Below are 13,465 nucleotides of genomic sequence, written 5' to 3' on the forward strand. Positions count from 1 at the left end.
CTTCCTCGTGGTTGTCTGGCAGGGTTGACGTGCAGAGCCCTGAATCCGGGAGTGAGGAAGCGTCACCGATGTTCAAGGGCTTGGTCGTTGACGTCCCCGATGCGCTGATGGCCTGGCGGAGTGGGCTCACATCCACCCATTCGGCGTCTGGCCGGGCGGGCCGGCGCCATGACCGTGGTTCGGGGATCCGGGCTGCTCAGTCAGGTCATCGAGCACGGGCGACAGCCCGTCTCATGGGCTTTTGCGAGCTCACCCGGAGTCTGCGACCGCCCGTGGCGGTTGTCGTCGGCTGCTGTCATCGGGACCCCTGCCGGTCGTGTTGGGCCTGGACGGCGCGCAGCAGATGGTAGGCGCGGGCCAGCAGGCGGCGGGCGATCGCGGTGGTGGCGATCTTCTTGCCCCGGCGTCGGGCGAGGCGCTCGTAGGAGGCGGCGAACTCCGGAGACCGCTTCGCGGTCTGGGCGGCTTCACACAAGATCCACCGTAGCCAGTCCGAACCCTGTTTGGAGATGTGTCCGTGCCGGACGGTGAGATCCGAGCTGCGGACGGTCGGGGTGAGTCCCGCCCACGCGGTGAGCTTGCGGGCGGAGGGGAAGCGGCTGATGTCACCGATCTCGGCCACGATGATCAGGGCGGTGAGCGTGCCCACCCCCGGCAGCCGGGTGAGGGTTTTGACCCGCGGATCGCCACGGGCGTGCGCGACCAGCTGCTGGTCGAGGGCGTCGATCGGCTCTTTGAGAGCGTCCATCAGGACCAGAAGATCGTCGATGACGCGGCGCGAGGCGTCCGGCAGGTTCAAGCCGTCGAGCCAGAGGCGTCCCGGGGCCGTGAAGTAGCTGCCGGCGCGGTCGCAGCCGTAGTCCGCCAGGACGGCATGGACACGGTTGCGCAGCAGCGTGCGCAGACGCACCAGCTGGCAGCGGTGGCGCAGCAGAGCCCGTTGCTGGCGCACCTCGAGCGGGGCGATCCACGCCTCGGGCAGCAGATCCGCACGTAGCAGCTGGGCGAGGGTCGCCGCGTCGACCTTGTCGTTCTTCAGCCGTGCGGAAGCGATGGCCTTGCACCGCAGCGGGTGCACCAGGTGCGGCTCGAAGCCGTAGTCCTCCAGCAGTTCCACCAGCCAGCCCCAGCCGTAGGCGGCCTCGAAGGCCACCGGGGCTCCGATCGGAAGATCCCCGATCACCGAGAGCACCGTCTTGACCCCGTTGGGCACGTTCCGACTCACCTGCACCGCACCGCCGTGATCAACGACCGCGATCTGCGAGCGCTTGCGGTGCACGTCGATGCCGACGTAGACCGACATTGAGGGCCTCCTTCCCGAGCACGTACGGGACCCGGAACCAGAATCCACCGGGCTGTGCAGGGAAGGGGGCCCGGCCCTCATAGAGTCAGGTCNGAGCACGTACGGGACCCGGAACCAGAATCCACCGGGCTGTGCAGGGAAGGGGGCCCGGCCCTCATAGAGTCAGGTCAGTGGGGATGAGAGGCTGCACGCTACCGTTGGTGGAACCGGCGTGGAGTCACGGACCCGGTGACGCTCCTGTCCCTGGAGCCCGCTCTGTACTTGCCCACCGGCAGGGGGCCGCTGCAGGCCGTGGTGGCGAGCGCCATGGCCAGCAGGGCGAGACAGAGGCCTGGCGTGAGGATGTGCGCGCTGTAACCGGCCCGCAGGACCACGATCTCCGTCAGCCCGCGCGTGTTCATCAGAGCCGCCGGCCGCACCGCCCTGGGCCGGGACTGCGCCGTCGGCCTGGCGCCGAGGCAGGTGCCCACGAGCTTCGAAACGGTCGCGAGCAGGAGGGCGCGACCGGCTGCCGTCCTCCCGGACGGTGCGTGCGTGTGCGCCGGTGTGCCTGGGGCGAAGAAGCATGGGCGAGAGCGACGAGCGGCTGCACGCGGCGGCTGCCTGGCGTGAGGCGCCGCTCTTCAGTGACGAGGAACGGGCCGCCCTGGCCCTCACCGAGGCTGCCCCGCGGATCGCCGACCGTTCCGGCAAGGCCGTTCCGGACGAGGTGTGGGACGCGGCCGCGGACCACTTCAGCGAGGAGCAGCTGTCCGCGATCACCTGATGATCGGCCTCACCGACTTCTTCCACCGCATCAACACCACCATCGAGGAACCCGCCGGTGCCGGCTGGTGGCCGCGGCCTGGGCTCCCACTCGGCGATGGGGACGGCAGAGCGGCCGGAGACGGTCCGGCAGGGCCCCGCCCGCACCCGGCCGTCGATGTCGAGCGGGCATTGAAGAGCGCACGAACAGCGCACGACGCCCGCCTCGGACCATGGGGGTGACCCTTGCAGGGGCCGACACCGCCGCCGCCCGACCTTCCCCCGATCGGGCGGCGGCCTGTTTTCCGCCCCGCCATGACAGCCTTCGGAGCACACCATGTCGGACAGTCGGTCGGATCAGGTTCTGGTGGTCGGAGCGGGCCCGGTGGGTCTGGTCACCGCTCACGAACTCGCCAGACGGGGCATCGCGGTGCGGATCGTGGACGCCGCGGAAGGACCCGCCACGACCAGCCGGGCCATCGCCACCCACGCCCGCACCCTGGAGATCTACGACCAGATGGGGATCGTGGACCACATGCTGGCCCAGGGCCGACGGCTGCAGGCCTTCACGATGCACCGCAACGGCAGGCAGCTGGTGCGGATGGGCGCCGACTACAGCCGGCTCCCCACACGGTTCCCGTTCACACTGATGATCCCGCAGGCCACCACCGAGGCGGTGCTGCGCGACGCCCTGGCGCGGTGGGGGGTGAAGGTCGAGTGGGGGGTGCGGCTGGAGGAGTTCGACCACTCCGAGGACGGTGTACGAGCGGTTCTGCGGCACCACGCCGATGACGCCGGACCGGCCGAGACCGTGCACACCGACTGGCTGGTGGGCTGCGACGGCGGGCACAGCCTGGTCCGCAAGCGGCTCGGCATCCCGCTGGTCGGTGACTCAAGCGAGACCTGGCTGATCGCCGACGCCGAGGTGGACACCGACGCCCGGCAGGACAGCATTCACTGGATCAGTGTCGGCGGGGGGACGGTCATGCTCGTACCGTTCCCGGAGTCCGGGCGGTGGCGGCTACTGGACACCGCGGACGCCGGTTACACCGGTGATCCGGCCGAGGTGGCCCAGCGGTTCACCGCCAAACTGTCGGCGGGGCTCGGTACACCGGTGCGCGTCAGCACGCCCGACTGGGTCTCGGTCTTCGCGATCCAGCAGCGCATGGTGCCGTCCATGCGCAGCGGCCGGGTCCTGGTGGCGGGCGACGCCGCCCATGTGCACAGCCCCGCGTCCGGGCAGGGCATGAACACCGGGGTGCAGGACGCGTTCAACCTCTCCTGGAAGCTGGCGATGGTGGCACGCGGGCAGGCCGATGCGCGCCTGCTCGACTCGTACCCGGCGGAGCGCGTGCCGGTGGGTGAGAAGCTGCTCGGGTCGACGGCGCGCGCCACCGCGCTGGTGGCGCTCAAGGGCCGGCTGCAGGATCTGCTGCTGCCCGTGGTGATGGGCGTCGTCCGCAACGTGCCGCCGCTGAAGGGCAGGATCGAGCGGAAGATCATGGCGGCGATGTCGGCGCTGGACCTGCGCTATCCCGACTCACCGCTGACGGCCCGGGGACCGGCCGCGGCACAGGAGGTGCCGCAGCCGGGGCAGCGGGTCGCCCTGGTGACCGGCGAGCGTGCCCGGACACCGGGCTGGTCGGCATTCCTCGACGAACTGCGCGGCCCCCGGTGGACCCTGCTCGTCTCGGGCTCGGCGAAGGAGGCGGCGGACGTGGCGGGCGCTCATTCCGCCTGGCTGTCGGTCCGTTCCGCGGCGGACGGCGACACGGGCGCGGGCGCGCTGGCCGATCCCGGGCGGGCGCTGCGCGATGGCCTGGGACTGGCGGCCGGCGGCTGGCTGCTCATCCGTCCCGACGGCTATCTGGCCGCGCGTGGCGGGCGTCTGTCGGCGGCGGAGTTCTCCCGGACGGCCGCGTCGATGGGGGTGTCCGACGGCCGCGCCGGGGGTGGCGTCACTCCCCGCTGAGCAGATGATTCCCGGCCTCTTCCTCGATCAGGGCGACGGCCCTGGTCCAGCCCGCCCCCGCGCCGGACAGCTTCACAGGCAGGCAGGACAGCCGGAAGCCGAACGGTGCGGGGAGGGCGTCGAGGTTGTGCAGCCGCTCGATCTGGCAGTACTCACGGCGGCGGCCGGCGAAGTGGGCGGGCCACAGCACACTCCGGTCGCCGCTCTCCTGGTACCGCCGGATCATGTCCCCGAAGGGGGCGTCGAGGCTGAAGGCGTCGGTACCGATCACCTTCACGCCCAGGTCGAGGAGGTGGTCGACGGCCTCCCCGGTCAGTCCGGTGAAATCGGTGAAGTAGCGCTGGGTGCCCGCGTAGCGCCAGGCTCCGGTGTGCAGGACGACGATGTCCAGCGGCCGCGGCTCGTAGCCGACCTCCGCGATCTTCTTGCGCAGTACGTCGACGCCCGCGGCACCGGTCGGCTGGTCCTGGAGGTCGAGGACGACGGCGGGCCGCAGGAACCAGTCCAGGGGCAGTTGGTCGACGGTGCGCGGCTCCCCGTACTCGGTCACCGCGGCGGAGCCGTAGTGGGCCGGAGCGTCGATGTGCGTACCGGTGTGGCTGGTGAGCGTGAAGGTGTCCAGGGACAGCAGTTCGCCCCCCGGCAGGTCGGCGGGGTCGAAGTCGATCCCGAAGTGCTCCTTCATCTCGGACGCCATGTGCCGTGCGCCCTCCGCGGGACTGAGCACGCGGTGGACCACCGGGTCGGGCTCCCAGGCCGCCGCGTCTACCGGGCTGGACAGATCGATGATGCGCATGGGGCTCATGCCCTCGCCTTCGGACTCTGGGGTGTGGTGAACAGATCGGTGCGCACCTGGACCGGCGTGCGGCCGTGCGCGATGCGCTGCGTCAGGACGGTGCCCAGCGGGCTGCGGGTGACCAGCCCCGCGAGCACCGGCCGGACGGTGTCGGTGACCGGGTTCGGCCGGGCGAGCATGACCTTGGACTGGGTGACCTGGAAGCGGAAGACGGCGTCGATGTCGCGCGCCCGCAGCTCGGTGAACCGGTCGAGGGTGCGCACGTCGCCGTCCCCGAGCGCGTCCAGCAGCAGGGGGTGCAGGACGGCCGCGTCCTGGAGGGCGAGGTTGATGCCCTGGGCGCCGAGCGGGCTGTGGGTGTGCGCGGCGTCTCCGATGAGGACGAGCCCGTCACGGACCCAGTCGGCCGCGCGGCCCGCGAACACGTCGAGGAGTGTCAGCTGGGACAGCCTGGTGAGCTGCTCGTCCATCAGGTCGCCGAACTCGGGCAGGGCGGCGGTCAGCTCCTTCTTGACGGCGGGGAGTCCGCGCGCTGCCAGCTGGTTCCAGCTGCCGTGCGGCACGGTCCAGCCGATCTGCAGCCGGTCCGGGTGCGAGGTGTAGACGAGCACGGCCTGTCCGGCGGACCGGTGCACCCTGACCCGGTCGACGGTCCTGCCGGGTGCGTCCACCTTGAACCAGACGACGTCCTGGTCGAACACGTCCATGCGGCCGGCGTCGATGCCCGCGAGCCGCCGGGTCCGGGAGTACCTGCCGTCCGCGCCCACCACGAACCGGGCCCGCACGGTGGTGGTGTCCCCGGTCCGGGAGCCGTGGGCGACGGCTCCGACGTACCGTCCGTTCTCCCGCAGCAGGCCGGTCACCCGGTGGCCGCCCAGATAGGTGAAGGTCGGGTGCTGCCGGCAGGCCGTCAGCAGTTCCTCCAGGAGGTGTTCCTGGCCGACCGCCAGCAGATGGGCGTGCGGGCCGGGCAGCCGCCGGTAGTCGATGTCGAGCAGGGTCCTCTTGCCGTCGATCAGCTGGAAGCCCCGGTGGACGTGGGAGCCTCGGTCCCGGGCGCCGGCCAGCACGCCGAGCTGATCGAGTACGGCCATGCCGCCCGGCTGCAGGATCTCGCCGCGGAACTCGCGTTTGAACCCGCTGGCGCGTTCGATGAGCATGACCCGCACGCCGGAGCACAACAGCATGAGGGACAGCGCGAGTCCGGCCGGTCCGGCGCCGACGACACAGACGTCGGCTGTGTGGTGTTCGGTCATCGCTGTCTCCAGATCTCGGCGTGGACCGGTCAGTCCAGGGCGCTGACGACGACGGCGGAGTTGAACCCCCCGCGCCCGCGCGCCAGGACGAGGATGTGGCGCAGGCCGGCCCGCAGCGGTGTGTTGGTGACCAGGTCCAGCGTGTGATGGGGCGCCGCGGTGGTGTGCACGGTGGGCGGCAGCACCTGGTGGCGCAGGGCGTGCAGGGCGGCGGCCAGGTCGAGGGAGGCGCCGCCGGCGCCGAGCCGTCCGGTCATGGTCTTGGGAGCGGTCACGGGCACGCAGTACGGGCCGAACAGCCGGCGGATCGCGTCGGCCTCCTCGCGGTCGGCTTCCGGGTCGCCGGCCGCGTCGGCGAAGACGGCGTCCACGTCGTCCGGCGCGATGCCCGCATCGGCCAGGGCGCCTTCGGCGGCCCGGCCCAGGCCGCTGACGGCGCCGGTGCCGGGAGCGGGGTCGAACGTGGTCGCGTAGCCGGACACGGTGCCGTAGCCGACCGCGCCCCGGGCCCGTGCGGCCTCGGCGTCCTCCAGTACCAGCAGCGCTCCGCCCTCACCCGCGACATGGCCGTGTGCGTCGGCGGAGAACGGGAGGTAGGCCGCGTGCGGCCGGTCGTCGTCGCTGAGGCCGCCGCCGGCCAGCCGCGCCGTCCAGCCCCACGGGCACAGCGCGGAGTCGACACCGCCGGTGAGCATCAGGGGCGTGCCCCGGCGGACCCGGCGCCGGGCCGCGGCCACCGCGTCGAGGCCTCCGGCCTGATCGGTGACGACGACGCTGCCGGGGCCGCGCAGCTGGTGGCGGATGGAGATCTGCCCGGTGTTCACCGCGTAGAACCAGGCGAACGACTGGTACACACTGACGTATTCGCCGCCCTGGCTCCACAGGGCCTGCAGTTCGCGCTGCCCGAACTCGAATCCGCCGGCGGAGCTGGCGGTGACCACTCCGGCGCCGTACTCGGGCAGTTCCTCGGGGTCCACTCCCGCGTCCGCGAGCGCTGCCGCGGCGGCGAAGAGTGACAGGCGTGTCATCCGGTCGGTCTGCGGCAGCAGCCTTCCGGGGAGGTGGGCGGCGGCGTCGAAGCCGGGCACCTCCCCGGCCAGGCGGGCCGGGTAGGAGGAGGCGTCGAAGAGGGTGACGGGGCGGATGCCGCTCTCACCGCGCAGCGTCGCCTCCCACCACGCCCGGGTGCCCAGGCCGTTGGGGGCGGCCACACCGATACCGGTGACCACGGCGGTCGTCGTGGCGGCGGGAGCCGTGACGGTGGTCATCGGTTGTCCTTTCCGGGAGCGGTGAGCACCATCGCGCTCTGGAATCCGCCGAACCCGCTGCCGACGGTGAGCACGGTGTCCACCTTCTGCCGGCGTGCGACGAGCGGCGTGTAGTCGAGGTCGCACTCGGGGTCGGGCTCGTGGAGGTTGGCGGTGGGGGGAACGATGTCGTGCTCGATGGCCAGGGCGCAGGCCGCGATCTCCAGCGAGCCGATCGCGCCCAGTGAGTGACCGATCATGGACTTGATGGAGCTGACCGGGACGTCGTAGGCGTGGCTGCCGAGACTGCGCTTGAAGGCCGCCGTCTCGTGCCGGTCGTTCTGCTGGGTGCCCGAACCGTGTGCGTTGACGTAGTCCACGGCTGTGGGGTCGGTACGTGCCTCGCCGAGGGCCTGCCGGATGGCTTCGGCCATCTCCTTGCCGTCGGGCCGCAGTCCGGTCATGTGGAAGGCGTTGCAGCGGGTGGCGAAGCCGGAGATCTCCGCGTAGGCGTGGGCTCCGCGGCGCAGGGCATGGCCGAGCTCCTCCAGGACGAACACGGCCGAACCCTCGCCCAGGACGAAGCCGTTGCGGGTGCGGTCGAAGGGGCGGGAGGCGGTCTGTGGTTCGTCGTTGCGCGGGGAGGTGGCCCGGATGGCGTCGAAGCAGGCCACCGTGATCGGGGAGATCGGAGCGTCGGTGGCTCCGGCGATCATGACGTCGGCCGCTCCTTCACGGATCAGCTCGGTGGCCTGGCCCACCGCGTCCAGACCGGAGGTGCAGCCGGTGGAGACCATGGCCACGGGGCCCTGCGCCCCGGCCTGCCACGCCACTTCGGCGGCCATGGAACTGGGCACGAAGTAGTCGTAGAGCCAGGGGACCGCCCGGGTGTGGTCGACCTCCCAGCGTCGCCCGGCTTCACTGACCTGCGCGTACTCGCGGTCGAGACCGGTGGTGCAGCCGACCGCGCTGCCCAGGGTCACGCCGATGCGCGCAGGGTCGTACTCCCCGGCGATCCCGCTGTCGCGGACCGCCTCGTCGGCGCTGACCAGTGCGAACTGGACGGCACGGTCGAGGCGTTGCACACGGTCGGGCGAGAGGCCGTGGGACTCCGGGTCGAAGTCGCACTCGGCGGCTATCCGGGAGCGGAACGCCGACGCGTCGAACAGGGAGATGGGGCGGGTGGCGGTGCGGCCCGCGGTGAGCAGCGACCAGAACTCCTTGAGCCCGTTGCCGCCGGGAGCGATCACGCCGATTCCGGTGATGACGACCCGTCTGTTCACGATGCGGTCTCCAAACCGATTCTCCTGCCTTCAGGTGGTGCCGATGCCGTGTCCGGGCCGGTCCCCGAGGGCTCCAGCACATGTGCCAGGAACTCGGTCAGCGTCCGGTCCCGTACGAAGTAGTGGTCGCCGGGGAGGGTGTGCCGGGTGAAAGCGCCCGTGGTCCACCGCGCCCAGCCGGCCATCGTCCGGGCGTCGGCCAGGGGGTCGGTGTCGCCGCTGACGGCCAGCACCGGCACGTCCACGGGCCGGGCGGCCGCCCGCAGCACCCGGGCGAGTGCCAGATCGTCCCGGAGCACCGGGAGGACATAGCGGCGCAGCGCGCTGCGGGGAAGCGTCCGCGCGCTGGAGTGGCCGACCAGTTCCAGCAGCGCCTCCTCAGGGGGCACGTCGCTGTCGAGGATCGGCACGACGGCGTCGGGGGGCTGCGAGGCGCCGATCACCGTCAGCCGGGGCGGCGCGGCCGCGAACCGTCGCCAGTGTGCCGCGACATGATGTGCGATCAGGCCGCCCATACTGTGCCCGTACAGCGCGTACGGGCGGTCCGCCGGATGGTCGACGACGGTGCGCAGTTCCCGGTGCAGTGCGTTCAGGTCGGTGATCCTGGGCTCGCTGAAGCGGGCGTCACGACCGGGCAGCAGCACCGGGACGACCTCGACACGAGGACCCAGCAGATCCTGCCAGGGTCCGAACGCCAGGCTCCCCGCGCCCGCGTGGTGAAAGCAGTACAGCCGCAGTCGCCCGTCGTCGCCCAGCACTTGACGCCCCTCCCCGGCCGGGCCCTGGTGGTGCCCGCCGGACCCACACTGCCCCGGGCCGTTCAAGCTCGGTTCGAGAGATCCGAGGGCCCGAAGGTGCAGCGCATGTGCGGGGCGATTCCGCGTGCGGCGAAGGATCTCGCCCTCTACGCTGGCCTGAAGTGGTCCGGCGGGGGAGCCGGGCGGTCACCGGGGGGATGATCGTGGTGCAGAGCCGTGAGGTTCGCAGGCGCAGGTCAGCGCGTCGTGTTCGGGGCCGTGTGCAGCTTCTCCCACCAGTCCGGATGGGTGCGGTACCACTCGACGGTTTCGGCCAGCCCCTGCTCGAACGGCACCTGCGGCCGGTAGCCGAGTTCCCTGCGGATCTTGCCGTCGTCGAGCGCGTACCGGCGGTCGTGTCCCTTGCGGTCCTCGACGTGGCGGACGCTGCTCCAGTCCGCTCCGCACAGCCGCAGCAGCCGGTCTGTCATCTCCCGGTTGGTGAGGGCTGTTCCCGCGCCGATGTTGTAGATCTCGCCGGACCGTCCCTTGGTGAGGACGGCGTGGATGCCGCGGCAGTGGTCGTCGACGTGCACCCATTCGCGGACGTTGCGCCCGTCGCCGTACAGGGGGACGGTCTGTCCGGTCAGCAGCCGGGTGACGAACAGCGGGATGAGCTTCTCGATGTGCTGGTACGGGCCGTAGTTGTTGCTGCACCGGGTGATCCGGACGTCCATGCCGTGGGTGGCGGCGTAGGCCAGGGCGATCAGATCGCCTCCGGCCTTGGCGGCCGCATAAGGGGAGTTGGGCCGTAGCGGCCACTCCTCGGTCCAGGCGCCGTCGTCGATCGAGCCGTACACCTCGTCCGTCGACACCTGCACGAACTGCGGGACCCCGGCGAGCAGGCAGGCGTCGAGCAGGCACTGGGTGCCGCCGACGTTGGTACGGATGAATTCGGCGGCACCGTGGAGCGAGCGGTCGACATGGGACTCGGCCGCGAAGTTGACCACGGCGTCCTGGCCCATGACGAGATCCCTCATCAGTTCCGCGTCGCAGATGTCCCCTTCGACAAAACGTAGACGGGGATGACCGACGGGGATGTTTGCCAGATTCCCTGCATAGGTAAGTTTGTCCACCACCGTGACATGCGCGTCCGCATAGCCCTCGAATCCTCCCTCCAGCATCGTACGGACGTAGTGTGAGCCGATGAAGCCGGCACCGCCGGTAATAAGGAGCTGCACGCCGCTTCCTTTCCAAGGATAATTGTGCAACGTCCTTCCTTTTTCTTGTCCCAGGAAGGTCGAGGAATGGGCCGGAGCGACCGCTGTGCGNCACGCCGCTCGGCGTCGCTTACGCAGTGGTGCCCAGCGTCAGGGCTTCGCGCTGAAGGCTCTGGAGTTCCGGGGAGGGGGAAAGACCCAGCTCCCGGTCGAGAATCCGACGCAGGGACTCGTATGCCTGGAGGGACTCGCCGCGACGGCCGGACCTGCTCAGCGACAGGATCAGTTTGCCGTGAAACCATTCGTTGAGAGGGTAGAGCGCGACGAGTGACCGCAGCTCGGCGATGAGCGCGCGGTGCCGGCCGAGTTGCAGATCGGCCTCGATGCGCAGCTGGGTGGCGTGGATCCGCTCTTCTTCCAGGTGCGCGATGGTGCCTTCGAGGAGCCGGCCCGCCGGCACGTTGGCCAGCGCGGGACCGCGCCACAACTGCAGCGCCTGCCGGAGCACATGACCGGCCTCGGCGGGCTTCCCGTCGGCGAGGAGTACCCGGCCGCGGGTGGTCAGCCGCTCGAATTCGTGCAGGTCGAGCTGGCCGTGGGCGACGGTGAGCATATAGCCGGGCGGCCGGGTGACGAAGAGCTCCTCGGCCTCCGGGCCGGCTTCACGGGCGAAGAGCTTGCGCAGGTGGTAGATGTACGTCTGCGCCGTGGTGACCGCGCTGCGCGGCGGGCGCTCACCCCACAGTTCCTCGATGAAGGACGTCGTGTCCACCACGCGGTTGGCGCGCAGGATCAGCAGAGCGAGGACTCCCCGCACCTTCGGAGCGGTCGGTGTACAGCTGACATCGTCCTGCAGGACTTCCAGTGGACCCAGTACTCTGAACTTCAGGTTGCGTGGATGGATTTCCTGTACGACGGAACCCTTCAGCGGCATGACGCCATTCCCCCATTCATGACGCAGGTCACCGCTTCTGGCCAAGCGGTTGCTGCATGACATCACAAAGCAAAACCCGGATGCCGTCAGGCTCACAGAGCTCTCGAACGCTGCGGATTGCGGCGCGGCGTTCAGTGACATCCGGATTGGTTGAACAGAAACCGTTTCCGCCGCCTACATTAGCTGCGCACAAATGTAATGGCAAGGATGGGCAGGGGGGTGAGGCTAACCTCAGGACACGCCCAAATCTGCCGGTTCAGCACGGAGGAATTTCCGCTTTGACCCGATTGCCGGACACGATCGAGAGCCGACAGATTACCTACAGTCAACCCTTCGGTGCGTCGGCGCCGGGCTCGAATGGGCCGCTAAGACCCGTATAAGGAGCCTCGAATTCTCTTAGGGATATTAAGACTCCCTTTTTACCCGGGCCGGTTTGTGTGCGACGCCGGAGAGTGCTAGTGAACCGGCTCCGGCCCCCCGTCGAGAGGTCGCCCCCATGCCCCATACCGCGCCGCCCGCCTCGGCCGCCGCCCGCGCCTCGGCCGCGCTCGCCCGGCATCCAGGAGTCGCCGAGGTCTCGGTCCCGCCGCACCAGCCCGACACCGCCCAGGTGGTGCCCGTCCTCGACCGGGACCGGGCCCGCCAGGAACTGCGTCTGCTGTGGACCGCCGTCGCCGACAGCACCGCGGCCCAGGCACCCGCGTCCGGCACGGACTTCGACATCAGCGGATGGACCAGCAGCTACACCGGGCGGCCGCTCCCGGAGGAGGACATGCGGGAGTGGGTGGCGCGCACCGTCGCCCTGCTGCGCGAGACGAACCCCGCCACCGTGCTGGAACTCGGTTGCGGCACCGGTCTGTTGCTGCTCCGGCTCGCTCCGGACACCCGGCGCTACACGGCGTTCGACCTCTCCCGCCCCATCCTCGACGGGCTCGCGACCGCCGTCGGGCGGGCCGGGCTGCGCCAGGTCGAGCTCCACCAGGGCGAGGCGACCGAGGCCGAGCGCTTCGCCGGCGCCGGGTTCGACCTGGTGGTGTGCAACTCGGTCGTCCACTACTTCCCCGACACCGCCTATCTGCGCCGTACCCTCGATGCCGCCCTGCGGGCGACCGGCCGACGCGGCAGGGCGGTGTTCGGGGACGTACGGGACCGGTCCCTGGCCGAGGCTTTCCACGCATCCGTGGTGCTGGCCCAGGCGGACGACGCGATGTCCGGCAGCGACCTGCGGCGTGCCTGGCAGTTGCGGCTGCGGGAGGACCCCCAGATGTCGATCGCCCCTCAGTGGTTCACCGCGTCCGCCGCCGACACCCCCGAGTGGCACGCCGAGATACGGCCGCGGCGCGGGGCCGCCCGCAACGAGATGAACGGATTCCGCTTCGATGCCGTGCTGCACCACCAGCCGCCGCTGGCCGACATCGGCGACTGGCGCGACTGGTCCGGCGAGCCGCTGACGCTGCCCGCCCTGGACCGGCTGCTGGCAGACCGCCGGTACGCCCTCGGCCTGCGAGGGATCCCCAACGCCCGGACGGCGGGCGCCGCCGCGCTCGCCGCCGCGCTCGCCGGCACCGATGTGCCGCCGGTCGCGGAGCTGCGCCGGCTCGCCGGGGCGGCGGGCGTGGGCGTCGACCCGGAGGAACTCTTCGCGCTGGCCGCCCGGCGCGGCATGCGCTGCCACCTCAGCCGGGCCGCCGGCGCCGCCGACGGCTCCTACGACGCGGCCTTCCTGCCCGACGGCCGCGACGGTGACCGCCGCCCCCTGCCCCGTTTCCCCGCGGCGCCCGCACCGGCGCCGGGGGCATGGGTGGCCGAACCGGTGGTGCAGCGCGCGCTGGGCATCGCGCGCAAGCAGCTCGTACCGCAGCTGCGCAGACTCGCCGAGACCGAGCTGGCACCCCACGAGCGCCCGAGCCGGTACGAGGTCCTGCCCGAACTGCCCTGAGCGACGGGCTCCCTGCCCGCAGACGGAAGCGGGG

The 13,465-nt window shown here is 71.0% G+C and carries 12 protein-coding genes; 3 read left to right on the forward strand and 9 right to left on the reverse strand.

Going from position 1 to position 13,465, the window contains the following annotated elements; all coding sequences use genetic code 11:
- Positions 1–295: 295 nt before the first annotated feature.
- Together LE548_RS40885 and LE548_RS40890 are read right to left on the reverse strand one after the other, a co-directional pair.
- Positions 296–1,303, reverse strand: coding sequence for an IS110 family transposase (locus LE548_RS40885; protein WP_225102120.1), 1,008 nt, complete (start codon positions 1,301–1,303; stop codon positions 296–298).
- 191 nt (positions 1,304–1,494) lie between these two features.
- Positions 1,495–1,704 carry a hypothetical protein gene (locus LE548_RS40890; protein ID WP_225102121.1) on the reverse strand — a complete coding sequence of 70 codons (210 nt, stop codon included), beginning with the start codon at positions 1,702–1,704 and terminating at the stop codon, positions 1,495–1,497.
- Between the two features lie 164 nt (positions 1,705–1,868).
- Between LE548_RS40890 and LE548_RS40895 the strand changes: the two genes are divergently transcribed.
- Together LE548_RS40895 and LE548_RS40900 are read left to right on the forward strand one after the other, a co-directional pair.
- Positions 1,869–2,069: a carboxymuconolactone decarboxylase family protein gene (locus tag LE548_RS40895; protein WP_374116247.1), complete on the forward strand. Its 201-nt coding sequence runs from the start codon at positions 1,869–1,871 to the stop codon at positions 2,067–2,069.
- A 315-nt stretch (positions 2,070–2,384) separates the two neighbouring features.
- Positions 2,385–4,019: an FAD-dependent oxidoreductase gene (locus LE548_RS40900; RefSeq protein ID WP_225102122.1), complete on the forward strand. Its 1,635-nt coding sequence runs from the start codon at positions 2,385–2,387 to the stop codon at positions 4,017–4,019.
- On the opposite strand, the gene LE548_RS40905 is transcribed toward LE548_RS40900, so the two are convergent.
- The 7 genes from LE548_RS40905 to LE548_RS40935 all read right to left on the reverse strand — a co-directional run bounded on the left by LE548_RS40905 (position 4,006) and on the right by LE548_RS40935 (position 11,633).
- A complete protein-coding gene (locus LE548_RS40905; RefSeq protein WP_225102172.1) occupies positions 4,006–4,815 on the reverse strand; it encodes a cyclase family protein in 810 nt (269 codons plus the stop codon). The genes LE548_RS40900 and LE548_RS40905 overlap by 14 nt on opposite strands.
- A gap of 5 nt (positions 4,816–4,820) precedes the next feature.
- Entirely contained in the window at positions 4,821–6,071 is a 1,251-nt protein-coding gene (locus LE548_RS40910; RefSeq protein ID WP_225102123.1) for an FAD-dependent monooxygenase, read from the reverse strand.
- Between the two features lie 29 nt (positions 6,072–6,100).
- Positions 6,101–7,339, reverse strand: coding sequence for a ketosynthase chain-length factor (locus LE548_RS40915; protein WP_225102124.1), 1,239 nt, complete (start codon positions 7,337–7,339; stop codon positions 6,101–6,103).
- Complete coding sequence (locus LE548_RS40920; protein WP_225102125.1) at positions 7,336–8,601, reverse strand: beta-ketoacyl synthase; 1,266 nt, start codon at positions 8,599–8,601, stop codon at positions 7,336–7,338. Before LE548_RS40920 ends, LE548_RS40915 begins: the two co-directional genes overlap by 4 nt.
- On the reverse strand, positions 8,598–9,359 hold the full coding sequence (locus tag LE548_RS40925; RefSeq protein WP_225102126.1) for a thioesterase II family protein: 762 nt from the start codon (positions 9,357–9,359) through the stop codon (positions 8,598–8,600). The genes LE548_RS40920 and LE548_RS40925 overlap by 4 nt, the downstream gene beginning before the upstream one ends.
- A gap of 236 nt (positions 9,360–9,595) precedes the next feature.
- Entirely contained in the window at positions 9,596–10,579 is a 984-nt protein-coding gene (gene rfbB / locus LE548_RS40930; protein WP_225102127.1) for a dTDP-glucose 4,6-dehydratase, read from the reverse strand.
- 109 nt (positions 10,580–10,688) lie between these two features.
- On the reverse strand, positions 10,689–11,633 hold the full coding sequence (locus LE548_RS40935; RefSeq protein WP_225102128.1) for an AfsR/SARP family transcriptional regulator: 945 nt from the start codon (positions 11,631–11,633) through the stop codon (positions 10,689–10,691).
- Positions 11,634–11,988: 355 nt separating this feature from the next.
- On the opposite strand from LE548_RS40935, the gene LE548_RS40940 reads away from it, so the two are divergent.
- Complete coding sequence (locus tag LE548_RS40940; protein WP_225102129.1) at positions 11,989–13,431, forward strand: class I SAM-dependent methyltransferase; 1,443 nt, start codon at positions 11,989–11,991, stop codon at positions 13,429–13,431.
- Positions 13,432–13,465: the final 34 nt, after the last annotated feature.

Origin of the sequence: Streptomyces sp. CoH27 (genome assembly GCF_020181035.1) — a bacterium.
Lineage (GTDB): Bacteria > Actinomycetota > Actinomycetes > Streptomycetales > Streptomycetaceae > Streptomyces > Streptomyces camelliae.